Source organism: Mucilaginibacter oryzae (assembly GCF_003148845.1).
GTDB lineage: Bacteria > Bacteroidota > Bacteroidia > Sphingobacteriales > Sphingobacteriaceae > Mucilaginibacter > Mucilaginibacter oryzae.
Genome location: NZ_QGHA01000001.1, coordinates 491542 through 515782, shown reverse-complemented (window position 1 = coordinate 515782; position 24241 = coordinate 491542). Strand labels below are relative to the sequence as shown.

The 24241-nt window shown below is 44.8% G+C and carries 29 protein-coding genes; 16 read left to right on the top strand and 13 right to left on the bottom strand.

All coding sequences use genetic code 11. The features are described from left to right. Window positions 1-56: 56 nt before the first annotated feature. Genes LX99_RS26535 through LX99_RS02175 form a run of 3 tightly spaced genes read right to left on the bottom strand, consistent with a single transcriptional unit; the run spans window position 57 to window position 1505 of the window. Window positions 57-356: an EamA family transporter gene (locus LX99_RS26535; RefSeq protein WP_245927825.1), complete on the bottom strand. Its 300-nt coding sequence runs from the start codon at window positions 354-356 to the stop codon at window positions 57-59. After that, window positions 308-1018 (bottom strand): EamA family transporter, encoded by a 711-nt coding sequence (locus LX99_RS02180; RefSeq protein WP_245927824.1) that lies wholly within the window; start codon window positions 1016-1018, stop codon window positions 308-310. The genes LX99_RS26535 and LX99_RS02180 overlap by 49 nt, the downstream gene beginning before the upstream one ends. Before the next feature lie 7 nt (window positions 1019-1025). Continuing rightward, window positions 1026-1505, bottom strand: a complete 480-nt coding sequence (locus tag LX99_RS02175; protein WP_109605988.1) for an Lrp/AsnC family transcriptional regulator — start codon at window positions 1503-1505, stop codon at window positions 1026-1028. 251 nt (window positions 1506-1756) lie between these two features. On the opposite strand from LX99_RS02175, the gene LX99_RS02170 reads away from it, so the two are divergent. Genes LX99_RS02170 through LX99_RS02160 form a run of 3 tightly spaced genes read left to right on the top strand, consistent with a single transcriptional unit; the run spans window position 1757 to window position 3009 of the window. Further along, window positions 1757-2317 carry an RNA polymerase sigma factor gene (locus LX99_RS02170; RefSeq protein WP_109605986.1) on the top strand — a complete coding sequence of 187 codons (561 nt, stop codon included), beginning with the start codon at window positions 1757-1759 and terminating at the stop codon, window positions 2315-2317. Window positions 2318-2336: 19 nt separating this feature from the next. Beyond that, the gene (locus LX99_RS02165; RefSeq protein ID WP_109606937.1) at window positions 2337-2741 is read left to right on the top strand and encodes a hypothetical protein; all 405 of its coding nucleotides are present in this window, start codon (window positions 2337-2339) and stop codon (window positions 2739-2741) included. A 52-nt stretch (window positions 2742-2793) separates the two neighbouring features. Continuing rightward, the gene (locus LX99_RS02160; protein WP_109605984.1) at window positions 2794-3009 is read left to right on the top strand and encodes a hypothetical protein; all 216 of its coding nucleotides are present in this window, start codon (window positions 2794-2796) and stop codon (window positions 3007-3009) included. A gap of 423 nt (window positions 3010-3432) precedes the next feature. Here the strand turns inward: LX99_RS02160 and LX99_RS02155 are convergent, their stop codons facing one another. Next, window positions 3433-4317, bottom strand: coding sequence for an NmrA family NAD(P)-binding protein (locus LX99_RS02155; RefSeq protein ID WP_109605982.1), 885 nt, complete (start codon window positions 4315-4317; stop codon window positions 3433-3435). Between the two features lie 81 nt (window positions 4318-4398). Between LX99_RS02155 and LX99_RS02150 the strand changes: the two genes are divergently transcribed. Together LX99_RS02150 and LX99_RS02145 are read left to right on the top strand one after the other, a co-directional pair. Then, the gene (locus tag LX99_RS02150; RefSeq protein WP_109605980.1) at window positions 4399-4815 is read left to right on the top strand and encodes a winged helix-turn-helix transcriptional regulator; all 417 of its coding nucleotides are present in this window, start codon (window positions 4399-4401) and stop codon (window positions 4813-4815) included. A gap of 92 nt (window positions 4816-4907) precedes the next feature. After that, the gene (locus LX99_RS02145) at window positions 4908-6242 is read left to right on the top strand and encodes a dihydroorotase (RefSeq protein ID WP_109605978.1); all 1335 of its coding nucleotides are present in this window, start codon (window positions 4908-4910) and stop codon (window positions 6240-6242) included. A gap of 109 nt (window positions 6243-6351) precedes the next feature. Here the strand turns inward: LX99_RS02145 and LX99_RS02140 are convergent, their stop codons facing one another. The 4 genes from LX99_RS02140 to LX99_RS02125 form a co-directional block, all read right to left on the bottom strand. Next, the gene (locus LX99_RS02140) at window positions 6352-6807 is read right to left on the bottom strand and encodes a GyrI-like domain-containing protein (RefSeq protein WP_109605976.1); all 456 of its coding nucleotides are present in this window, start codon (window positions 6805-6807) and stop codon (window positions 6352-6354) included. 93 nt (window positions 6808-6900) lie between these two features. After that, on the bottom strand, window positions 6901-7323 hold the full coding sequence (locus tag LX99_RS02135) for an SRPBCC family protein (protein WP_109605974.1): 423 nt from the start codon (window positions 7321-7323) through the stop codon (window positions 6901-6903). Further along, the gene (locus LX99_RS02130) at window positions 7311-7766 is read right to left on the bottom strand and encodes an EVE domain-containing protein (protein ID WP_109605972.1); all 456 of its coding nucleotides are present in this window, start codon (window positions 7764-7766) and stop codon (window positions 7311-7313) included. Before LX99_RS02130 ends, LX99_RS02135 begins: the two co-directional genes overlap by 13 nt. A 122-nt stretch (window positions 7767-7888) precedes the next feature. After that, a complete protein-coding gene (locus LX99_RS02125; RefSeq protein WP_109606936.1) occupies window positions 7889-8836 on the bottom strand; it encodes a helix-turn-helix transcriptional regulator in 948 nt (315 codons plus the stop codon). 54 nt (window positions 8837-8890) lie between these two features. On the opposite strand from LX99_RS02125, the gene LX99_RS02120 reads away from it, so the two are divergent. The 5 genes from LX99_RS02120 to LX99_RS02105 all read left to right on the top strand — a co-directional run bounded on the left by LX99_RS02120 (window position 8891) and on the right by LX99_RS02105 (window position 12278). Continuing rightward, complete coding sequence (locus LX99_RS02120) at window positions 8891-9331, top strand: putative signal transducing protein (protein WP_022832547.1); 441 nt, start codon at window positions 8891-8893, stop codon at window positions 9329-9331. Window positions 9332-9454: 123 nt separating this feature from the next. Further along, window positions 9455-10468 (top strand): N(4)-(beta-N-acetylglucosaminyl)-L-asparaginase, encoded by a 1014-nt coding sequence (locus tag LX99_RS02115; protein WP_109605970.1) that lies wholly within the window; start codon window positions 9455-9457, stop codon window positions 10466-10468. Window positions 10469-10729: 261 nt separating this feature from the next. Beyond that, complete coding sequence (locus tag LX99_RS02110) at window positions 10730-11503, top strand: copper homeostasis protein CutC (RefSeq protein WP_245927823.1); 774 nt, start codon at window positions 10730-10732, stop codon at window positions 11501-11503. Between the two features lie 109 nt (window positions 11504-11612). Further along, complete coding sequence (locus LX99_RS25495) at window positions 11613-11756, top strand: hypothetical protein (RefSeq protein WP_170122606.1); 144 nt, start codon at window positions 11613-11615, stop codon at window positions 11754-11756. A gap of 6 nt (window positions 11757-11762) precedes the next feature. Continuing rightward, window positions 11763-12278 carry a DUF6169 family protein gene (locus tag LX99_RS02105; RefSeq protein ID WP_109605968.1) on the top strand — a complete coding sequence of 172 codons (516 nt, stop codon included), beginning with the start codon at window positions 11763-11765 and terminating at the stop codon, window positions 12276-12278. A 26-nt stretch (window positions 12279-12304) separates the two neighbouring features. Here the strand turns inward: LX99_RS02105 and LX99_RS02100 are convergent, their stop codons facing one another. The 3 genes from LX99_RS02100 to LX99_RS02090 form a co-directional block, all read right to left on the bottom strand. Then, entirely contained in the window at window positions 12305-15145 is a 2841-nt protein-coding gene (locus tag LX99_RS02100; protein ID WP_109605966.1) for a TolB family protein, read from the bottom strand. Window positions 15146-15542: 397 nt separating this feature from the next. Further along, window positions 15543-15761 (bottom strand): hypothetical protein, encoded by a 219-nt coding sequence (locus LX99_RS02095; protein WP_109605964.1) that lies wholly within the window; start codon window positions 15759-15761, stop codon window positions 15543-15545. A 54-nt stretch (window positions 15762-15815) separates the two neighbouring features. Then, on the bottom strand, window positions 15816-17087 hold the full coding sequence (locus LX99_RS02090) for a metallophosphoesterase (RefSeq protein WP_109605962.1): 1272 nt from the start codon (window positions 17085-17087) through the stop codon (window positions 15816-15818). A 165-nt stretch (window positions 17088-17252) separates the two neighbouring features. On the opposite strand from LX99_RS02090, the gene LX99_RS02085 reads away from it, so the two are divergent. The 6 genes from LX99_RS02085 (at window position 17253) to LX99_RS02060 (ending at window position 21916) form a co-directional block, all read left to right on the top strand. Next, window positions 17253-18107: a glycoside hydrolase family 16 protein gene (locus LX99_RS02085; RefSeq protein WP_109605960.1), complete on the top strand. Its 855-nt coding sequence runs from the start codon at window positions 17253-17255 to the stop codon at window positions 18105-18107. A gap of 110 nt (window positions 18108-18217) precedes the next feature. Continuing rightward, window positions 18218-18418, top strand: a complete 201-nt coding sequence (locus LX99_RS02080) for a hypothetical protein (RefSeq protein ID WP_109605958.1) — start codon at window positions 18218-18220, stop codon at window positions 18416-18418. A gap of 204 nt (window positions 18419-18622) precedes the next feature. Next, on the top strand, window positions 18623-19081 hold the full coding sequence (locus tag LX99_RS02075; protein WP_109605956.1) for a VOC family protein: 459 nt from the start codon (window positions 18623-18625) through the stop codon (window positions 19079-19081). Window positions 19082-19490: 409 nt separating this feature from the next. Then, window positions 19491-20288: a HipA family kinase gene (locus tag LX99_RS02070; RefSeq protein WP_109605954.1), complete on the top strand. Its 798-nt coding sequence runs from the start codon at window positions 19491-19493 to the stop codon at window positions 20286-20288. Further along, window positions 20275-20649, top strand: a complete 375-nt coding sequence (locus LX99_RS02065) for a DUF3037 domain-containing protein (RefSeq protein ID WP_109605952.1) — start codon at window positions 20275-20277, stop codon at window positions 20647-20649. Before LX99_RS02070 ends, LX99_RS02065 begins: the two co-directional genes overlap by 14 nt. A gap of 418 nt (window positions 20650-21067) precedes the next feature. Then, entirely contained in the window at window positions 21068-21916 is an 849-nt protein-coding gene (locus tag LX99_RS02060; protein WP_211318936.1) for a ThuA domain-containing protein, read from the top strand. A 56-nt stretch (window positions 21917-21972) separates the two neighbouring features. Here LX99_RS02060 and LX99_RS02055 read toward each other — a convergent pair whose 3' ends face one another. Beyond that, window positions 21973-22755, bottom strand: a complete 783-nt coding sequence (locus tag LX99_RS02055) for a polysaccharide deacetylase family protein (RefSeq protein ID WP_109605950.1) — start codon at window positions 22753-22755, stop codon at window positions 21973-21975. 96 nt (window positions 22756-22851) lie between these two features. Beyond that, a complete protein-coding gene (locus LX99_RS02050; RefSeq protein ID WP_109606933.1) occupies window positions 22852-24240 on the bottom strand; it encodes an FGGY-family carbohydrate kinase in 1389 nt (462 codons plus the stop codon). Window position 24241: the final 1 nt, after the last annotated feature.

The following is a 24241-nucleotide window of genomic DNA, read 5'->3' as shown; positions in this document are numbered from 1 at the left end:
TTTAGTGGCTTTCACTATTACAAAAATAGGTAAAAGGATAATAAAAGCAAAGCTATTTACTCCGTTACCAGGAGCTTACCTTCCTTTAACTTCACTTTCCTGTATTTTGATAGATTGATCAGCAATACGCTCCCCAAAATCACAAACAAACCGGCCACCTGTATCCAACTTACCTGTTCTCCGGCAAAAATTACCCCGAGTAATACCGCTATTACCGGGTTAACGTATGCATAAGTACCAACCTGTGTAGCCGGCCTTACCTGTAAAAGCCAAACATAGGCGCTAAACGCGGCTATCGACCCGAATACTACCGGTAGGCCAAAGCGTACCAGCTTTGCGCCGGAATGTTGCTCCATTTTACAGTTTGCACCTCGTTGGTTAAAAAGCTGGCAGGGATAAAAAACGCGCCTGCAGCAAGCATTTGCCAGGCGGCATTTACCAAACTGGAACCTTTGTTATTGTAATGTTTTGAATATAATGAACCTGATGCCCAGCCCAGCGTACCAAACACCAAAAGCAACATCCCTGGTAATTTTGATGACGCGGCAGATGTGCCGAGCATGCTTTCAATCTGCTCGCTGAAAAGCAGTATTACACCTGTAAAACCAATCAGTAAGCCTGCAATGGTGCTTTTGCTCCTGAAATTGGTGCTCCAGTTTGGCTTATCTAACAATACAAACCAAATTGGCGGCGATGTTACCATAATAGCCACCATGGCGCTTGGTAAGGTTTGCTCCACCCAAATAACAACACCATTGCCAATTACCAGCAACAGGAACCCGCTTATTGCGGCGTGCAGTATGTTGCGGGGTACAAATAGTTTGTCGCCCTTAATAGCGCACCATACCATCAACAGCAAGCCAGCGGTAAAAAATCGTAAGGCACCTAACAGCAAGGGCGGGAAACCGGCTACGGCTATCTTAATAAAAAAGTAGGTCGAGCCCCATACCATATAAACGGTAGCGAAGGCTAAAACAACCAATAAAGGCGAAACGGGTTTGTTGGCGTTGGTTGGCATGGCGTAATTATTTTTCGGGTATAACCAATTGTTGTTGTTCTTTCACGGTTTCGAGCACTATGGTGGTGCGGGTGCTCAAAATATTGGGGATCTTGCTGAAGTAAGTACGAATGAGGCTCATAAGCGATGCCGAATCGTAGGTGCGTATCTTAATGAGGTAACAATCGTCTCCGGCAATACAATGTACCTCCTGTACCTCGGGTATTTTAGCCAGCTCGCGCGAGGTGGCTTCACTTCCGGGGCCGTCGGCAGCTTTCATAAAAATAAAGGCTACCAATTTTTGCTGCAGGGCCACCGGGTTAATGCGTGTGGTGTATTGCTGGATCACGTTTTTTTGTTCCAGTTTCTTTACCCGCTCCAATATCCCTGATGGCGCCATGCCGAGTTCGCGGGCCAGGTCGGCGTTGGAAATACGGGCGTTTTCCTGCATCAGGCGTAGGATATGCAGATCAGTTTTGTCTAAAACGATTTCTTGTTCGTTGGTCATACGGTAATATTACATATAAAATGAATTAAATTCAAAAATTTTAATATTTTATGAATTTAATTCTGTTAAAATTGAATTTTGGCGTTTAGGTATCGTTTTAATGTGTCGCCGGTTGGCTGTTTGTAATGCCGGGTTTTGCAACGAGAAATGAATTTATTAGGCCGACAGCTTTTTTTTAAAAAAAATTAAAATGTTTTAAAACCATAATCGTCTTTATCTTTAAAAGGATAAAGAAATTGACAACAGCGATAATGCCCCGGGACAAAAACAGCCACATCATACAAACAATAGCAGCGTATGGTAAAAGCCTGTTGGGATTTATTCGCCAGAGGGTAAAAAACGATGCCGACGCCGAGGATATTTTGCAGGATGTTTGGTACCAGTTTAGCGCCGTGATCAACTCTGAACCCATTGAACAAACCAGCGCCTGGCTATACCGGGTGGCCCGGAATAAAATAACTGATAAGCATAAAAAAAAGAAGGAATCCCTGATTGATGATATGCTGGCGGATGGTGAAGATGATGACGATGAAGCACCGGACTTTAAAGCCATACTCCTTACCGAAGCTACCACTCCCGAAACCGAGTATTTGCGCAACCTTTTTTGGGAGCAGTTATTTTTTGCGCTGGATGAACTACCCGAAGAGCAGAAGCAGGTTTTTGTTTGGCACGAACTGGAAGATATCCCCTTCGAAGAGATTGCCAAACGTACAGGGGTAAACACCAATACCCTGGTATCGCGCAAGCGCTACGCTGTATTGCACCTGCGCAAAAGGCTTGCCCAGCTCTACCTTGAAATTTCGGATTATTAAAATTAAGATATTAAATAACATGAAACCATTTTTTTATAAAAGGCGATTCATTTTCATCCCATTGGGTGTGATTGCCTGCCTTGCTGTGATCAGCTTTGTGGTGATGCAGCTTTGGAATTGTTTACTCCCCGATATATTGCACGTAACAACCATTACCTATTGGCAGGCCATGGGCATATTTGTACTTTGTAAAATACTGTTTGGATTTGGCAAAGGCGGCCCCAAAGGCGGCGGCGCACCATGGATGCGTGGGCGTATGGCCGAACGCTTTAAAAATATGAGCCCTGAAGAACGCGAGCAATTCCGCACCCAATGGGAAGACCGTATGTGCGGATGGAAAGGCCGTGGTGCAGGCAGGTTTGGCCACAATTGGGACGATTTCGGGAACGGCCCGGTAAACGAAGAAAAAAAAGCTAAAGAATAGCTTTCTGCCTTAAGCTTTCGGCTAATTACTTACCACGAAAAAAACTTGATATATGGATGTGCTGGTATTTGCAACAAGCGTAACCCAAAAACGGCAGGTAAGCCGGGTGCAAAATTTATTAACCAAAGAACCCGCTATTACTCAATGGAACTTTGATCTGGATGATTGCGACAATATTTTGCGCATCGAAGCCAGTAATGTTTCGCCCCGTTATATAGAGGGCTTGCTGCAAAAAGCCGGCATCCAATGCCAGGAACTTGAGTATTAGCTTGCTTAGAAAAGCTATTATTGCTTCGTACTTTATGATAATGAAGTTGATGAATGCTGTTCTTATTTTCCATTAGCAGGAAAGCTTTAGTCGAAGGCCGGGAGAACAATAGGGGCTCCAGCATCTAAAGAGGCATGATTTTGAGATGCCTTGTTAAAAAAATGCGATTCTATCCAAAGAAAATCCTCGAAATGGCTTATAGCGTTTATAGAGACCTAACACCCTGTCTGGCAGATTATCAGCAAATACAAACAGCAAATGAATCCGTATTTAATAGTTAGAGCAGCTGCTTAAAAAATGAGCCGCTCTAACCAGATTAAATAAGCCGCCTAAGACCCAAAAGTAAAATAAATAATGAAGCGCTTTTGTTTGTAAAAACAGAGTCTCGCGATAACCATAGCAGAGCTTAAGCCGTAAGTAAACTTACGCCTTATATACCGCCGCAAATTCCTCAGCGAAATCCTGCAAGGTAACTTTGCCTGATGAAGCCGGCTTGTGTTTATCATAATCTTCCCAAAGCTTCGTACTTCTTATAGCTGTACCCATTTCAACATAGTTACCGGTCATTTCGGCGGGTACGCCTGCCTGTAATAAGCCAGCTTCCAGTTGTTGGTCGGTAAATTCAACCCAGGGCAGGTTTGGCTGGCCTATGGCCTGGCCTAATGCGGCGGCTACCTGCCCGGTTGTAGCTTCGGCGCTTACAATGTAACGTACGCTTTTACCGGTAAAGTCGTTTTGCAACTCCTGGGCTACAGCTGCGGCAATATCCCTCGGATGTACCATAACCATCCGTGCATCGGCGGCGTAGTTTGAGCCGATAATACCCTGGTGTTTGATCAGATTGATATTACTGAAAAAATTGGTAAAGAAGTAAGATGCACGGACAAACTTAATATTTACGCCATCCAACTGGTTAAAAATCTGCTCAACATCATGGATGCCTTTTATCGGGCCTACGCCGCTATCCAAATGCGCGCCAATACTGCTTAACATCACTACCTTGTTAATGCCCGAACGTTTAATAGCTTCGGCATAGCTTTTACCGGTTTCGTTTTGATATACGCGTAAGCTCCCGGCAACAAAGTTTGGCGGCACCATGGCATAAAGCGCGTCGGCGCCGGTAAAGGTATTGGTTAAAAAACCGGTATCGGTCAATGAACCAATGGCGGCCTTGGCGCCAAGGGCTTCAATCTCCGCTGTTTTATCTGCATTGCTGCTGATCACGGTTACGTTGTGGCCTGCGGCTACTAATGTTTGGGTTAATGGTTTGCTGATATTTCCGGTTGAACCGGTTACGATAATTTTCATGATATATTTTGTTTTTGTTGAGAGCAAAGATATTTTTACACTTACTTTTTTACAAGTACTTACCCCAAAGTATGTATCACCATGACAGCGATTAAAGAAAGCTCAACCATACAGGAAAACAAACAGGCCGCTTTTACAGCCTGCCCCGTAACTTATGTAATGGAACGCATAGGCGGTTATTGGAAACCTATTATTTTGTTCCAACTGCTCACGGGCAGCAAGCGCTATAGCGAAATTAAAAAATCAGTAAACGGTATTACCGAAAAAGTATTGATCCAGCACCTGAAACAACTGGAAGCAGATGGCATTATCATCAGGGAAGCGAAACCCGTAGTGCCGCCTTATGTAAGCTACCGGTTAAGTGAAACCGGAAAGGGTTTAAGGCCGGTGATGTACGCTATGGCGAAATGGGCTGTGGCGGATAGCGAGGCTAATGGCATTTCAATTTACAGTGGCCTTGGCGATTTTCCGGCAGAAGAATCATTCGCGGAAATCTAAGCTTCCTTAGGCTGAAGCTTATGAAGTTTTAAAAACTTCGTAAGTTTGAACTCAATCAGTAAATCCGAATTAAACATCCGAAATACCAGAATATGTCTACAATACTTATAAAAGCCGCCACCATCGTAAACGAGCACAAACAATACGTTGCCGATGTATTGATAAAAGATGGTTTTATCGCTAAAATCGACAGCCAGATTGACGTGCAGGCAGATCAAATTATCAATGCCGAAGGCCTGCATTTGCTGCCCGGTTGTATAGACGACCAGGTGCATTTTCGTGAGCCCGGCCTAACTTACAAAGCCGACATTTATACCGAATCGCGCGCGGCAGTAGCGGGTGGTATCACCTCATTTATGGAGATGCCGAACACCGTTCCGAATACTTTAACGCAGGAACTTCTGGAAGATAAATACCAGATCGCTTCGCGTAGTTCGCTGGCTAATTATTCGTTCTTCATGGGCGTTTCAAACAACAACCTCGACGAGGTTTTGCGCACCGATGTAAACAGGGTTTGTGGCATTAAAGTGTTCATGGGTTCATCCACCGGAAACATGCTGGTTGATGATCCGAATACACTCGAAAAATTATTCGCGCAAGCCCCCACACTCATCGCAACACATTGCGAAGATGAGGCTACTATCAATAGCAACCTGGCGCACTATAAACAGTTGCTTGGCGACAATATTCCGGTACGTTTACATCCAAAAATCAGGAGCGAGGAGGCTTGCTATTTATCATCATCTATGGCTGTAGAACTGGCCAGAAAACATAACACACGTCTGCATATTCTGCACATCTCCACCGAGCGCGAAACGCATCTCTTTGATAACAACATCCCGCTAAAAGATAAACGGATTACGGCCGAAGCCTGCATCCACCATTTATGGTTTACCGATGCCGATTACGAAACCAAAGGCAACTACATTAAGTGGAACCCTGCCGTTAAAACCGAAGCCGACAGAGACGGAATTTTGAAGGCGGTTTTAGATGGGCGCATCGATGTTATCGCTACAGACCATGCCCCGCACGCCATCGAAGAAAAAGAGCAGCCTTACCTTCGGGCCCCATCCGGCGGCCCATTGGTTCAGCATGCATTGCCAGCCATGCTCGAGCTTTATCACCATGGTAAAATAAGCCTGGAACAGATTGTAGAAAAGATGGCGCATAACGTGGCTATCCTGTTTCAGATTGAAAAGCGCGGATACATCCGCGAAGGTTACTGGGCCGACCTTGTGCTGGTTAACCTGAACAAGCCATGGAACGTAAATAAGAATAATATTTTATACAAATGTAACTGGAGCCCCTTTGAAGGAAACACCTTCCGGTCGCAGGTAACGCATACCATTGTATCAGGAAATCTGGCCTATGCTGATGGCAAACTGATTGAAGTAAAAACCGGGCAGAGGTTGGGTTTTAACAGGTAACAATATCTGAATCAGAATTTACAGAATTTTATAATTTTCAGAATAAAAATTGCGTAAAATATTGAATTCTGTCAATTCTTAAATTCTGTAAATTCTGATTCAGACAACTTTAATTCACCCCAACAAAAATTTCCACCTCCGCCTCCTCCCGGTTCTTCGACCGCTCGCCATATACGTCAAAATCCGCCAGGTATCTTCTGTCAATATCATCCGACCAAATCCGCCTCCAGGTTTCACTTACAGCTTGCGGCAGGGCTCCTTTGGCTACGTACCTGTTATACTTTCCGGGTGGCACTGTAATACAAATTAAGCCCTCCGGAATGTTATCCTTTGTAGCAACGCAGCAACCAAGTACCGTTGTATAATAACCATCTTTATCGCTTTCGTAATCGGTATAAACGCAATAAATTTCGTCGCTTATCCGGTTCACTACCTGCTGCAAAATCCGTTCGCTCATAAAGCGATTCCATAACGCGCCGATATCCTTTGAGGCCTGTCCGTTTTGGTTGGTTGTCCGAACCGATATCCCAACCAAAAAGAAGCCTTTTATTGTCAATTCATCCATAACAGGGGTATTACTATTTGTTATATCACTTTATAAAAAACTTTTAATCAATCATATGATTTATTTATATAAACAATCAGTTAATATAAATTATTATTCTATCAATTTTCGGAGTTCCTCCAAAAGGCCTCTCCAATTTTGTTCCGAATGTGTTTTCGCCTCCTCATTTTTAACATTATCCTGGGTTACGGTAAGCTCGGTCTCGCCGTTGTTCTCGGTGAGGTTATAAGTGATTGTAGCGTAGTTTTCGGGCCTGTCGTCGGTGCCGCTCATGCTGCTCCAGTAGTCATATTTTACAAAATTACCATGGTCGATATCAAGGATGGTTCCGTGGTCTTCATATTGCTTACCATCCCATTCGCCGCTGAACACAATAGGCTCCCCCATCCTCCAGTCCGACTTCAGATCGGTGCCGAAAAAATACTGTTTTACCAAAGCAGAATCGGTAAGGCCTTGCCAAACCTTTGCTTTGGGCGCTTTAAATTTTACCTGTACATTTACTGTTAGTTTTTCCATAATGTTGCTTTATTCAGTGTTGGTTTTTTACCGGTGATCATGTGTTCTTTTATCCTCTCAAAATCCGCGCCGGGGATTTCGAAAAAGCCGAACCTGAAGTTATATCCCCAGACTTTTTTATTGCTGATAAAATCGAGGTCATCTATTAGCGGAGCAATGGGCGCCTCGGCACATTCATAGTAATTCACATCGCGGCGATAGGGCGTAAAATCAACAGCCATTTGCTTCTGGTAAATATGCCCGTCGCGCACCTGGCCAATTGCCGTAAAAGCCTGCAATGGCTCGCCGCCATTCATTTTTTGTTTGGGTGAATACACTACAATCCAGTCGCCCTCAGCCATCCGTTTGAGGGGCGAAATTTTGCCTTGGCAGGCCTGGATAAATCCGCCGGAAATACCGCGGCTGATATGATCTTTTGATACTACTACTATCCAATGTTTCATGAGGGTGAGATTTAGCGGATGAGCAAAAAACGCGGACTAATAAAGCTCCGCGCTGCTTATCATGAAACAAAGTAACAACCGGCCGGTGACAGCCCTATGTCAGCAGAAAAAACAGAAAAAAATTATTTTATTTTTTTGGTAATACCCGCGGTAATTTCCCGGATCCGCTGTAGCAGGATATCCGGTTTTACAATTTCGGAATGATCGGCAAACATCATGTACCAGCGGGCAAACATCTCGATAGAGATGGTAAGGAAAGTCATTTCAATTTTATTTCCTACGGTTTTTTCAGATACAAAACCGCTATAATATTTTTGATGATCGAGGTAATTATGGATCTCTTTATCCACTTTAATCACTACCTGCTCAAGGTGTTTTTCGCAGGCCGTTTTATCAATATAATCCTTTAATGTGGGATGCTTGCTGTTAACGTAGCTCTTATCCGTAACCACCAGTTTTTTGATCCTGTCAATCCTGAAATCGCGGTAGCCGCCGCGAAGCCTGCAATAGCCTATCAAATGCCAGAAGCTATCAAGGTAAAACACCCCGATGGGTTCTACATCGCGTTTAGAATCCTGCTGTGAATGGGCCGCGAAGTAATCGATACACATCACTTTTTTACCTATAATACAATCAAGGATGGTTTGGATGTGATCATTATTATCGGCCCTTTTCTGGCTATTGCTTTTCAATACTTCAATACTGTCGTCAAGGTTTTCCAGAGCATCCTTTTCGTGCGATTTCAACACGGCCCTAACCTTGTACATAGCCGACTGGTATTGTGCCATGGTACTGGTATCGGTTAGCTTTTCAACAAACTTTCCGGCGGTTAAAAAAGCGGTAGCTTCTTCGCGGGTAAACATCACCGGGGGCAGGCGGTAACCCTCCATGATGGAGTAACCTACACCGGCTTCACCTATCAGCGGGATGCCCGCTTCTTCAAGTGTTTTAATGTCGCGGTAAACGGTGCGTAAACTAATGTTAAACCTATCGGCAATATCGCCGGCCTTTACAACCCTGCGCGATTGCAATTGAATTAAAATAGCTGATATACGGTCGATGCGGTTCACGGCAGCCAAATTAATTAAAAAACAATTTACCTTTGATCAATATTTATCTGCAATATGGAAGCTAAACCCGAAGACAAGATCATAACCTTTGAAACTTATTACGATGTTATGCTGGCCCACATTATCCGCACGAAACTGGAGGGCTACGGCATTCCATGTTTTATAGCGGATGAAAATACCATAGGCTCAAACCCGCTGTACAACCAGGCGGTGGGCGGCATCAAACTCAAAATATTTGAACGCGACCTGGAGCGCTGCCGTGAAATTTTAGCCGCCGAGGGCGACCTGCACGATCAGGACCATGTGGAGATTGACGAAGAAACGCTGAACGCTGTAATCTGTCCGTACTGCGGATCGACCAATGTGCGGTATGGTTCGGCTACAGAAAAAAGGGTACACTGGCTTACAGGAATCGTTTCATTTTTGTTAATGATTTTTCCTTTTTACAGCCGCAAAGCCTGGCACTGCTTTAACTGCCAGCGCGATTTTGAATAGCGTTTTGAAGTCTTAAGTTAGAAGTCTTAAGTCTTAAGTCAAAAGTGATTTGCTCTCGCCTAAAACTTTTGACTTCCTACTCCCGACTTAGGAGTTCAAACTGTTTTTCATATATTAGCACTTATGTACAACCGCCGTAAGTTCATCAAACTATCAGCCGCAGGTGCTTCGCTTGCAGCGCTTTCAAAATCGGGCATAGCAAAAACCATTACCCCGCGGCCTGAGTCAGGCTATCCAATCGTAATCTCCACCTGGGATTTTGGCATCATCGCCAATAAAGGTGCCTGGAAGGTACTGTCAACAGGCGGGCGAGCGCTGGATGCCATTGAAGCCGGCGCACGGATACCGGAAGCGGAAGATATCACCAACCATACCGTAGGCCGCACCGGCCTGCCCGACCGTGACGGCCACGTTACCCTCGACTCATGTATTATGGACGAGTTTGGCAACTGCGGTTCGGTAGCCGCCATGGAAGATATAGCCCATCCTATTTCGGTAGCCCGTATGGTAATGGAAAAAACACCGCACGTAATGCTGGTTGGCGAGGGCGCTACCCAGTTTGCGGTAGAGCAGGGTATGAAAAAAGAAAAGCTGCTAACTCCCGAAACAGAAAAAATATGGAAAGAGTGGCTAAAAAAAGCCCAATACAGCCCTGTAATGAACATTGAAAACGGCGCCGGCAGACCGGGCGGCAAATACAACCATGATACTATAGGCATGCTGGCTATTGACGCGAAAGGTAATATTTCGGGCGGATGCACTACCAGCGGTATGGCCTTTAAACTACATGGCCGCGTAGGCGACAGCCCCATTATTGGCGCGGGCCTTTATGTTGACAACGAGGTTGGCGGCGCCACTTCAACCGGCGTAGGCGAAGAGGTGATCCGCAATGTGGGCAGCTTTTTGGTGGTTGAACTGATGAGGCAGGGCCTTTCTCCCGAAGATGCCTGCAAAGAAGCCGTACACCGTATCATCAAAAAGAAACCCGAAACAGCCAAAAAAATCCAGGTAGGCTTTTTAGCCATCAATAAAAAAGGCGAATACGGCGCCTATGCCATACAAAGTGGTTTTTCGTACGCCGTATGCAATGCGCAACAACAGGATTTATTAGTACCTGGTAAGAGTTATTATAAATAATTAGTTCATAGATCATGGTTGATGGTTCATAGTAAAATGCATAAAACTGCAGCAAAGGTTGTTCGGCTATCGGAAAACCGCCTTTAAAAAATACACTATAAATTGCCTCACCTAAACCCTCTCCAAATGAGAGGACTTTAAGAAACAAGGCGCTCCCTCTCCGTTGGAGAGGGCTGGGGTGAAGCTCCTTCAAACAGGCGATGAAAACTCTTTTTTAAAAACGATTTCCCTGGTTTGGCTATGAACCATGATCCATTAACCATGAACTTAATAAAAACGCACATGTCTCAAACCGTATCACTCGAAGTTTGCGCGAATTCAGTTACATCGGCACTGGCGGCCCAGGAGGGCGGCGCGGTGCGCGTTGAGCTTTGCGAAAATTTAAAGGATGGTGGCACTACACCCTCTCACGGTTCTATATTAATGGCGCGCAGCCTGCTCCATATCAAGCTTTATGTATTGATCCGTCCGCGTGGCGGCGATTTTTTGTACAATGATATGGAGTACAAGCTGATGATGGCCGATATCAGGTATTGCATAGATGCCGGATGCGATGGCATTGTAATTGGTATTTTAAAAGAGGATGGCAGCATTGATATTGAACGCTGCACCGAAATGGTGCGGCTTGCCCGGCAATGGGGCCTCGGGGTAACTTTTCACAGGGCGTTTGATATGTGCGCCGATCAGCACAAGGCGCTTGAGCAAATCATTGAGATGGGCTGCGAACGTATACTTACCTCGGGCGGTAAAAGTACCGCGATAGAGGGTGCGGGCAACCTGCACCGCCTTATTGAACAGGCCGACGGCAGGTTAAGCATTATGCCCGGCAGCGGCGTAAGTGAAACCAACGTAGGCGATCTGGTACGCTTTACCGGCGCTACCGAAGTGCATTCATCTGCAAGGGTTAAGGTAGCCAGCCAGATGAAATACCATAACCAGCACATTTTGATGGGTGCAGAAGGCGGCGATGAATACAGTATTGATGTTACCGGGGTTGAGCGGGTTAAGGAGCTGATCAGGCTGGCGAATAGTTAAGCGGTGTTACATAATCCTGTATCGAAACAAAATATATTTGCTATCTTTGCATTAAACTAAATAAGGATTTAAACATCTCATTTATAGTTTGATATAAAAATCAAAGATCATGGAACTTAAAAAAATTGTTATATCTCCGGATAACAAAAAGGCTATTGCTTTCTTTGATGAATTGGATCGGAAAAAAGCCGAAATGTTTAAAAAGATTGACGAAATGGCTGCTAAGAAATTCCCTGCTTTAAAGAAGAAATAATCATCATTGAATAGTTATTACTCCTTCCTGAAGGAACAAGACGAAGACGGCAGCCTTTTTTATTGGTTTGCAACCGGTGATAACTTTGTATATAGTGTTTATTTCAAAACAGATGAGTATTCGCAGTATACACAAAACTTTCCTCTACTTTTAAAAACCGGATATGCTTTTGGTTTTAGAAAAACCCCTCAAACAAGAAGTTTGAGGGGCAAAGCATTCGATCCAAAAGTATTTCCTACCATTCGTCAAATAATCAATGATTTTTTTGACTCAAGTGGAAACGAAACAATGCTATTGTATCATTGCGATACGTCTGATAAAAAGCAAGAAAAACGTAGCAGATTGTTCAATATCTGGGAGCATAAGGCAAAAGTGACTCATTTAGAACGACACGCTGTGGAAGTTTTTATAAATGAAACCCATTATTGTCTCGGCTTTATAACACCCACTAAAAATCCGGATTTAGAAAGCATAAAAATTGAATTTAACGATTTTGCCTACTTCATCGTTCAAGAAAAGTAACTTAGGATAGCATAAGTATCTCCCCCCTAAAAAAACGAAACCGGCAACACCAACTCTATCCTGTTGCGCCCCGTTCCTCCAAAAAAGTCTTCGTCCAACAATCGGCTATACCTGATACCGAAAGTGATGCTGTTCTGATTAAAGAATTTGGTATCGAAGTACAGCGTACCACCTGCCGACCGGAAGTTTTGTTTAAAGCTGCTGCCATCGGTAAAAAAGTTGGTAGCATTGGCATGCGTATAATCAAAAAACAGCGCGGCACGCAAACGCATAATGTAAAACAGGTTGCCGAAACCGGCATCCGGGTAGGCTAAAGGTAAATGATAGGTTAAGCCTATCTTGTTCATATTATCCAGGTTCTCGGCCGTGTATCCTTTCGAGAATGGGAAATCATTAGAGAAACTGATCACATTATCTTTTCCTTTTTGCTGATGGGCCAGGCTGATCGCGAAGCTGTGATTCACCAATAAACCGGGAAAGTAAAACACGCCTGTGGTAAGCAATTGTGTAGCTCCCGAACCTGAAACAGCCGATTTGTAATTTAAACCGATGCTTTGCGCAAAACGTGGATAAATATTTTTCTGCGCCTGCTGGCTTTGGCTGCTAAAGCTGATGTAATTATTCAGGTAACTGTACGATCTATCGGCAAAACTGCTTTTGTATGGGTTTTGAAAATTGATGCTGTTAAAATACAGATCACTCCCAAACGTAAGCCCGGTTATGCGTTTGCCCTGGCTAAAGTTTAACGGCACACGCAGGCCACCGTGCACGGCGGTTTCATTCCAATATACATATCTTCCTTTAAAAAAACTGCGCCTATCTAAAGTATAATCAGCCCCGGCCGAAATATAGGGGAACAACGCGCCGTAAATGGCATCAAAACCAAATTGCTTGTACCCTTCATTGGTATTATAATCAAATGAAAGTTCGGACTGGAAAGTATTCAATACATTTTCGCCGGTGATAGCGAACGAGTAATTGGGGTCGCTGATGTTAGGAATGATACTGTGAAAATTAAACAGGCCATGCGCTTTTGAATATTTGGTAACCGGCAGCGGCCTATCAACCACCTTATCCAGCAGATGCGTGGCAGAATCACTTCGGAGCGCGGTAATACCCAGATCGGGCAGGTAACGGGCGTATTGTTCACCGGCGTCAATCCATTTCAACTCCTTTTTATCGGCCTTGTTAATTTGATAACCGTCGGCAGTAAAGCTTACCCAGGCCAGTTTGGTATCGCTTACCGCCGGTTGATAAAAGCCTATGCCGCTGTCTTTCCCGGAAGGCAGCATTTCAAAAACCTTTTTAGTATCGAGCATCATCACAAACAGGCGGTCGTTTTTACCATCGGTTTGGGTATAATATAACTTATCGTTCTCCAGGTTGATAAAACCTATGGGGCGGTAGCTTAATGCCGTCAGGTTTTCGCACTTACCTGTTGCAATATCAATAACCGTAAGCGCCATTTCACCTTTGTTGTTGCGGGTAGCCGAGATCAGCTTATCGTCCCCATAAAACTTGGGATATGTGTAAAATAGCTTTCCAGCATTTGGCACAACCTGTTTCAGGTTACCCGCTGTATCTAAAATATGAAGCGTACTTGCACCGGAGGGATCAACCTGTACGGCTACTATCCTTTCTGCATTGTTATTAAATGCGGGTGCAAAGTATTTGGTTTTTGATGTAATGCGATGCTCCCGGCCGGTTTTGATATCAAGCAGCATCAGTTCGCTGTAATTGCGGTAACCCCAGCGCAAATCAGGACGGTAGGCGGCATATACGATTTTGCCGGTGCTGTAGTCAAAGTAATTATCAATAGAACTTGAGCGGGTGCTGATCTTCCTTTCCACGCCACCTGTTTTAGCTACAAATGCCGGCAGGTTATCATAAGTAGTTTTCATGTAGATGAGCGTACTGTCATCCACAAAAGCCGGATATTGCCGGTTAGCATCAAAATGCCTTTTCCGTTCTGCAGCCGGTTGCTTACTGTCTTCAACAAATTGCTGTTTAAAGTAGCTGAAAGTATTAACGGAAAAGGCTTTGAAACTTTCGCCCGTATATTTTTTCACCGCCCACTGAAAAGGATAAAAACCACCACGGTAAGCTGCGGCATCGTGGGTTATGTTTTTCCAGATTTCATTACCATACTTTTCGCGACCGTAAGCCACCATCATATAGCCCAACGGGTAATGATCGGGCACATAATCGCGGTATGAGCCGTTGCGCAGCTTCATGTAGCTGTAGTTTTTATCCGCGGCCCACAGCGCACGGTAACCTGTTAAAAAAAGCGGCAGCCTGCCTCTACCTTGTTCACTTACCAGGGTTTCGTTAAATACGGCATCGCCTTCAAAAAGCCAGTTGGGGATGGCCAGGTCATTCCCCAGCGCCTGCCCGCCCTCGCCAAAAATAAAACTTAAAACACGCGAAAGCCCTACATTAAAGTTATTGTACTGCTGCACGTGCCTAAACTCGTGTATAGCCAGTTGTTGCGGCCAGGGCAGGCTGCCGATATCAAAACTATTTTGCTCGGGGGTTAAATAAAACTCGCTTCTAAAGGGCGCTAATCCCACATAGCCGTTGGCTACCGTGGTTTGGTTTTGCAATACCACGCTTATTTGCTTTTGCCTGCCGCCAATTGTAGGGCGGATGCGGTTGTTCATTTGGCTCATGATATTGGCCACGTTCAAACCCGCCGAATCAAGCCCAACCGGGAAGATTACCCTTGCAGCAGGTGTATTTACCTGTCGCCATTTAATTGACGGAGGGTTGCCGCCAAATGTCTGGGCTTTTGATAACGTGGCGGTAAGCAACAGCGCCGGAAAAAGTAGTTTTTTTAGCGTTAAATAACCGGTAGGCAGATGATTCATCAAGGGTGAAAGTAAGCACAAATTACGTGTTTAACAAAGCCTAAATTTTGAATATAAGGGCAAAAAAACACCCGTCAAAAAAAATTGACGGGTGTAAATACAACATTAAAGGTGAAGGGTTTAGATGGTAATATATTTTAGCTTGCCACTTGGTTAAGAGTCGGCCATGCTTTTAAATTGTTTATACCATTATTCACAAAGTCCTTTTTTACAACAGCATTCAATTCAACACTATGTCAACGCCAAACTATCCGGTGTCTTTGTTTCGCTGGTTTTAATCAATGCTTAAATTTCGGCATAATAACGCCAATTCACAATCCGTGAAAACACCGTATTTTTATCCGTAAAAAAACGGTAAACAAGCAATTTAGTAACAGACGACTTCAGCCAGGAATCGTTATATTTTGACAATCTTGCTGTTAGATCCGGTTTTTTCCTTTTGGTGGTCGCCCGGCTTGGGGATATGTTTAATTATAGCTATTAACGTATGCGCTATAGCGGCCGTTGCCTTAATACCAAAATGTACAAAGGGCTTCATCACCTGCCAGGCATTGGTAGATTGGGTTTGTACAGGCGGGCTGCTTTTTCCTATTTGTTTAATGTTATTGGTTGCCATATTTTATGCTTTATGATAACTGCATAAAAACCCTGCCAACAATAAACAAACTGATCAACTGAGATCAGTTTTCTTTTTCAGCTCAATCACTGTAACTTCCGGCCAGATCCCAAGCCTGCCCGAAAAGGCAAGGAAGCCGAAACCCCTGTTTACGTACAGGTACCTGTTTTTTTCATGAGCCAACCCGGCCCAATCGAGGTAACGATACTTTACCGGGCTCCACCTAAACCCGGCTGTTTCTACACCAAACTGCGCGCCGTGGGTATGGCCAGACAAGGTAAGGTGAATGGTTGAAGGATGATATCGCACCTGTTCTTCCCAATGGGTTGGATCGTGCGAGAGCAATATCTTGAACGCATCATCGGATACACCCTGTAACGCTTTCTTCAAATCTCCAAGCTGGATGAAACCCCTTCCCCAGTTCTGTACACCGATCAATGAAATTTTTTGCCCGTTCTTTTCGATGGTTACATTTTCGTCCAATAGCAAACGATAGCCTAATTCATGGTGATGCTGTTTGAGTTTTTCAAGATTGGCAACCTTTTGCTGCGGGGTATCCCATTGAATATAGTCGCCATAATCGTGGTTACCTAAAACAGAGAACTGGCCGAAAGGCGCTTTAATTTGCCCGAACCTGTCAATGTAGGGTTCAATTTCGGATGCGGCATTATTCACCAGGTCGCCGGTGAAAACAAACAGATCGCTTTTTTGCGCTTTAGCCAGGTCGATGCCGCGCTGCATAGCCTCCACGTTATCAAAACTGCCCGAATGGATATCTGATAACTGGGTAATGGTGAAACCGTCGAAAGCATCGGGCAGGTCATCAAAATAGAGGGTGGTACGGTGTACGCGGTAGTCATACTTGCCCTTAAACATGGCATATAAAAGCGATGTAAAGGGCACCGCCGCCACCAAAACGGCTACCTCGCTTATAAATTTACGGCGGCCGGGGAAAGCAGACAGTCCTTTGTTTTTGCCCGCATCATTGATCAGGTTAAATAAGCCGACAAAAAACCTGCTGATATCCCCCAGGAAAAGGATGATGATGAAAAATATTTTGGTAACCAAAAAAGCAAGGAACAGGCTCAACATCCACTCATGAAAAGGGCGCATGCCTTTGGCAGTATTGAAAGCGCCTAAACCGGCTATAAAAATAATAGTTACACCTATAGCAATAAACAGGTACCCCCACAATACAACGTTACGCCACAAGCCTGACCGCCAATCGGCAGTAAGGGTTTTCAGCCCTGAATGTACATACCAATCAAGCAAAAAGCTTATAGCCGAGACTATTAAAACCACCCTTAAAAAACCGCCGTTATGCATATTAAATGTTCAAGGTTTGCAATTTAAACAAGTAACTGTTATATCATAACTTCCAATGGCGTTTTAAAGCCGTAACTGTAAAAAAACATGGTTGTTGTAAAATATCTATCACACCCAATTGAACTTTATAACTATTAATTACTTTTAAGCTATTATCTTTCAACTATGAATTTAAAATACCTGCTGCTATCAGCAAACCTTTTAGCGGCCACGCGAACCATAGCGCAAACCAAAACAGATACCGTATTTTTTGAAGATTTCAACAAGCCTGTTATAGACCGCGGCTACTGGAATGTTGAAGTAACAGGGCATACCGTTAATGACGAGCAACAGGCCTATGTGGATTCGGCAGCTACTATATATTTGATTGACGGCAAAGCCGAGGGCGCCACCAATGGCGCGCTGATATTAAAAGCACTTTACCAACCGGGCTTTACCAGTAAAGAGCAGCGTAAGTATGATTTTATTTCTGGCAGGATCAACACCCGCGCCAAAATGCAATTTACCTACGGCACAGCTTCGGCCCGGATGAAAATGGCTGCCGGAGCGGGTTTGTGGCCCGCGTTTTGGGCGCTGGGCAACGGTAAATGGCCCGATTGCGGCGAGATAGATGTTATGGAAACCGTAGGCGATTCGAGTTGGGTGAGCCACGCACTGCACGGCCCCGGTTACTTTGGCGATACCCCCCTTACCAAAAGGGTATTCTTTCCAGCAGGTATTGACGTTACACAATGGCACATTTACACGGTAGACTGGTCGCCCGAAAGCCTTGTTTTTAAGGTTGACGGTAAAGTTACCTATACCGTAACCAGGGCTATGGTTGAAAAATACGGCAGATGGGCCTTTGATAATAAAAAATTCGTCATCCTTAATTTCGCCATCGGCGGCGGCTACCCGGGCGGGGTTAACAAGGTAACCAAACCTTATCACGGCCTGCCGCAAAGTACAGTTGATAAAATCAAAGCCGGGCAGGCTAAAGTAGTGGTAGATTGGGTTCTGATAACCAAAAACGGGAATTGATATTATTGATGAGATTTATAAAATAAAGGTTATTTAAATTTTACTTTGATAAAACATAAGCCGGATTTTATTGCCATATTTTTGAATTATCAAAAAAACAACATCTACCCATGGCAATACTAACCGTTCAAATCCCCGATACCGAAATCCTCACGCTATCAAGTATAGTTGAGCAAATTTCGGGCACCATTATTAAGGTAACCTCCGAAGAAGAGATCCATGCAAGTGATTGCATCGTACACAAAGACGATATCTATATCAAAAACAAACTGGATAATAGTTTTACTCACCGTACACTTTGGAACGACTAAGCATGAATTGATCCGCTTTAACATAATAAACAGGCCACGCGTTATTAGTGTGGCCTGTTTGTTTTGATATCAGAAACACTATCGCGCGTAAAAACAGCGAGGCGCCACTGTTATTTAAGCAATATTTTTTGTAATTAATCTGCAAATTGATTTAGGGGCCGGGATAAACCTATATCTTTAACAGATCAAAACGCCAATTTATAAATGAAACACTTTTTATTGATACTGATGGTTTGCGGCATCATGCCATTAGCAAGCCACGCACAAACCGGGACAGACCTTGTGCCCGTTGTTGACCATATTGCTATAACTACCGGCAACCTGAAAAAAAGCACCGAATTTTACACCAAAGTACTGCACCTTAAGAAGGTAGATAACCCCTTTGCCGATACCTTGCATCAATGGTACAGCCTTGGTAACAATGTAAAACTACACGTAATACAAGCCGCGCGAAATGAAAAACAGGTTAAAGGCGTACACTTGTGCTTTACGGTATCGTCGGTAAACGATTTTGCCAAAAACCTTGAGGCAATGAACATCCCTTACAGCAATTGGAAAGGCGATAGTAAGGAGCCTACCTTCAGGGCCGATGGTGTATTGCAATTATACTTTCAGGATCCGGATGGGTATTGGATAGAAATAAACAGCCCGGCTAAAAAATAAGCCGGGCCGTTAAACAATCAAAAACTAAAAAATTGTGGTGATGTGTATGAATGTGATTTTAAGAACAGCCGGGTAATGAGCGAAAGGTAAAAATAATGCTACAAATTATACTCATTCCAAAAATCGGTAGGTTTGCAGAAAAGCGGGCCGTAGGGGAGGTGGCCTCGCTGTTTGAAGGCGTTTTTCTGTACTGGGTTTTTGTTTACTTTTGCATCAAGACAAAGTAACAGCTTCGCGGCAAATGAACGGCGAATGATTGCCATTTGAAAACGCGCTCATTAATAGCGTGGCGTTGCCTGCGGCCCGGGCTTTCCGCTCATACTGCGCAGGCATTAGCCACAGGGCCGGTATCCGCTGTAATCCCTATCGCTAAATAGCTTTAATGCTGAACTTTTGTTCAACAAAAACTATGAACTACACACCACCACAGCTCCGCACGGTAAACGTAACCCGCTACGTAACGCCACTGCGCGAGGGCGGCTCGTTACCCGCCATTGCCGAGGCCGACGACGGCTTTTTATATGTACTCAAATTCCGCGGTGCGGGCCAGGGTGTAAAAGCCCTTATTGCCGAATTGCTAGGCGGCGAAATTGCCCGCCTGCTGGGCTTTAAGGTGCCGGAACTGGTTTTCGCTAACCTGGATGAGGCCTTCGGTCGCTCTGAAGCTGATGAGGAGATCCAGGATTTATTGAAATTTAGCGAGGGGCTTAACCTTGCGCTGCATTACTTATCAGGCGCTATTACCTTTGATCCGGCGGTTACCGTAGTTGATGCCAAACTGGCCTCGCAGATAGTATGGTTTGATTGCCTGCTTACCAATGTTGATCGTACCGCCCGCAATACCAATATGCTGATGTGGCATAAAGAGCTTTGGATGATAGATAACGGTGCAGCCCTGTATTTCCACCACTCGTGGCATAACTGGCAGGAGATGGCAACCCGTCCGTTTGCACAGGTTAAAGATCACGTGCTGCTGGCCCGTGCCATTCAATTAGATGCCGTTGATGCCGAGTTTAAGGCCATACTAACCCCAGATAAAATCCGCGATATTGTAGCCCTCATCCCCGACGAGTGGATCACCTACCGTGATTTTGAAGAAACGCCCGACGAAGTGCGAAACATCTATGCCGGTTTTATCATAACCAGGCTGGCCGCTTCCGAAGTATTTGTTACAGCCGCAAAACAAGCGCTATATGCAGGTATTTGAGTACGCCGTAATCCGCGTTGTACCCAGGGTAGAGCGCGAGGAATTTATCAATATCGGGGTGATCCTGTTCTGTGCCAAACAAAAATTTTTAAAAGTATTGTTCAACCTTGATAACAAAAGGTTGGCAGTTTTTTGCGGTGATCTGGATCTGGATTGCCTGGAGGATAACATCCGTTCGCTTGAACGGATCTGCAATGGCGAAAAAGATGCCGGACCGATAGCGCAACTCGATCAACCCTCGCGTTTCCGCTGGCTTACCGCCACACGAAGCACGGTGGTACAGGCATCAAAAGTACATCCTGGTATGACTACTGATGCAGAAGCTACTTTGAACAGGTTGTTTGAGCAGATGGTGTTGTGATAAAGTAAATAGTAAACTCACCTAATGCTGGTGCACGCGTGCCGCGTGTACCCCCCGGCTTAACAGTAGCGATTTTGAGCTTTTAAAAAGGAAAAGGCACACGCGGCACGCGTGCGCCAGCAACGATACCAGCCCCCGCATGACAGTAACGATTTTAAGCTTTTAAAGCGGAAAAGGCAAACGCGGCACGCGTGCGCCAGCGACGGCACGCGTGCCGCATATACCCCCGGCTTAACAGTAGCGATTTTGAGCTTTTAAAAAGGAAAGGCACACGCGGCACGCGTGCGCCAGCGACGGAACTTATTTTGATACGGTAGGTCAGGATTCTACCCCCTACATTACCTCTCATTATCCCATTTTTCCATCGTCATCAATGCAAATCCCTTAGTTTTATCACCGCAATGATAAACACACAGATATGACCATCAACCTAAATTTGATTAAAAGGATAATGTTATTTTTTGCCATTTTTATTACGGCAGTTTTTACAGCATTAAACGCCAGCGCTCAAAGTAAAAAGAAATTCAATGTAATAGCCTTTTACACTGGCCGGGCCGATCTGGCGCATATCAGTTTTGTACACGAGGCAAATCGCTGGTTTCCGGAGGTGGCTAAGAAATACAATTTTACTTACGATAGCACCAATAACTGGGCTAACATGAACCCGGCGTTCCTGGCCAAATACCAGGTGGTAGTATTTTTAGATACCCGGCCCGATGCCCCCGAACAACGCGCGGCTTTTGAACAATATATGAAAAAAGGCGGCGCCTGGATGGGTTTCCATTTCTCGGCTTTTGCGCTTACGCCCTCGGCTTTTCCGCAAAACTGGGATTGGTACCACAACGTTTTTTTAGGTTCGGGGCAATATGTAAGCAATACCTGGCACCCAACACCGGCAATTTTAAGGGTTGAAGATGTTAAACATCCGGTAACCAAAGGCCTTCCGCAAACCTTTAAAACCAATCCTAACGAATGGTACCGCTGGGAACACGACCTGCGCAAAAATTCGGATATTGATATATTACTTTCAGTTGATTCGACGAGTTTTCCGTTGGGTAACGGTCCGAAACAGTATGAGATCTGGCATAGCGGTTATTATCCCGTAGCCTGGACCAACAAAAAGTACAGGATGGTTTATTTCAACATAGGCCACAATGATATGGATTACGATGGGGGCACCAATAAGGAATTATCCCAAACCTTTGCCAACGGGGATGTGGATAAACTGATCATTAACTCGCTGCTTTGGTTAGGACAAGGGAAGTAGAGCAAGTTCGGCGTTTTAAAGAACTAAAAAAGTAAGGGCATATTCTTGTAATTTGATTATCTGTTAGCCATTACTTCGTCCATCGCTTTCATAAAGGTGGTTACTTCAATTTCGTCGCGATGGGCTTTTAGATAAGCCAAAAGCTGGCGGTGTGCATCGGCCGGGGTAATGAGGTAATCGCCGCCAACCCCGTGAAACATGAACACGCCCATGCCGCCGCTTTGCTGCACCTTTTTTACAAATGCTATCAGCATGTCGCCGGTTACGGGGTTTCCGGTAACCGCGAAAGATGGTACCCGAAGCGGATCGAGGTTTTTAAAATCGGTAATCACGGCGTCCGGCCCGCCGCCTATGCGGGCGTATTTAGCCAATCCCGCTTTGCGCAGGGTATCCACGTAATTTATGCCGCCAACCATCTCTTCGGTACAGGGGTATGCGTAGGTGCGGTTGCCGGTTTTGCCATCTAACGCAAACAGCAGGGTATTCATTTCGTTGATCTCCCTTAGCATCATATATGGGGTATAAGCTGCGGAATTATTTGCGGGGTTTCCTTTTACCGTAGTAAGCAGGCAGGGGTGGTATAAGGTATGATTTGCAAGTTCATATCCTTTTTTAGCGGCTTCGCGCCAGCGGGGGATGGTAGTTTCTGACATGCCGCCTGTTAAAAAGAACGTGCCTGTAAGGTGTGCCGAATCAAGTTGCGGGATAGCAATGTTTAATTGCGAATTGATGCCGTCATCGTAGGTGAGGACGATGATAGCTTTTTTGTGTTTTGCCTGTTGGGCTTCGGCAGTAAATACAAAACCTAACGATAATAAAAACAAGGCTATCTTTTTCATGAAAGCAGTAATTGGTTGCCCTAAATTAAAAAAATCCGGCTGATAACCGGATTATTAAAATGTTTGTTTTCAATAAAAGAGGCGAAGGCTGTAATATTATACCGCCTCACTCTGAATCCCCGAGTAATATCTCAATTCAATTAAATCATGCGGCAGTGGCTTACTGTTCCAATGCTGGTGTATAGCCAAAGCCGTACCCACTGCCGTAGCCTGCGCCATTGATGCAGCGTAAACCTCTAAATGAGGAAATGCCGCCGCCAGCAGGTGCATAAAAACGCTGTTTTTGCTAAAGCCGCCATCTACAAAAATACGTTTCACGGCACAGCCGTTTAATACATAATTGGTTGATGTTGTTTGCTGCGCGATGATATCCAGCATCAGTTGATGATAAGCTTCGGTGTCGTTAGTAAACTTATCAAGATCGCACTGTTCAAATACGGAGCGTTGTAATTGTCCGTCTTTTTCGTCGGCTTTTAACCGTGGTTCGTTTTGTAATTTGGCTGCAATGGCAGGATCAAACTGGATGGTACGGTAACGGATCTCATCCTGCTTAAAATGAGCGGCGATGCGTTTTACCTGCTGCTCGTACTCATAACCGGTAAACAGGCGTGAGGCCTTTACAGGTTTGCCTTTGTACTGCAGGTAATTGAGGCAATCATGCTTTAATTCATCCGCAGTTAACGGTGTTTGATTGAAAGGGTTGAGGCTGATAGACCAGGTACCCGTCGAGATCAATACAAAGGGCATACTGAAACTCACGAGGTAGGGGATCAGCGCTGCCGAACTATCATGCAACCCAATACCAACTTTGTAACCATTACCCGGAAATTCTGATGTTAACACGCTGTCCGCGGGGTGCAGTGGCGCCATTTTGGATAGAATGTCTTCCTGTTTCAGCCAGTAGTGATAGTCATTTTTGCTAAAATCCCAAAGGGCGGTATGGCAGCCGATACTGGTTAAATCGCTTACCATTTGGCCGCTAATGAGATAGCTCATGTATTGGGGCAGGTGCAGCGCGTATTTTACCCGTTTAAAAATGGCAGGTTGCTCATGCTTTAGCCTGTACAATTGCAGCCCCGAATTGAGGTTGCCCAAAATGGGCGAGGCGGTTTCTAAAGCAAATTTGGTTTCGTCGCCGTAGTTGTCATAAAACCGGGAGCCCAGGTGCGGTGGGTATGGTTTAAGGTAATTATATAACGGTGTAAGCGGCCTCCCGTATTCATCTACATAAACAAAACTGGCCCCGTAGGTTGAAAAGTTGACCGCCTTAAGGCAAAACTCTTTGTGCTTGATAATCTCGCGCAGAGAATCAAACACCGAAAGCCTGAGGCTGTCAAGGTTCTCGCAGGTATCACCATCCTCGTCGTGGGTTTCCAGGAAACGGGCTGTACGCTCAAAAACTATCTTATAGTTTTCGTCGAACAGGAAGAGTTTCTTGTTGGTTTTACCTACGTCAAAAACGGCTATAACGGGTATCGGCTCCATA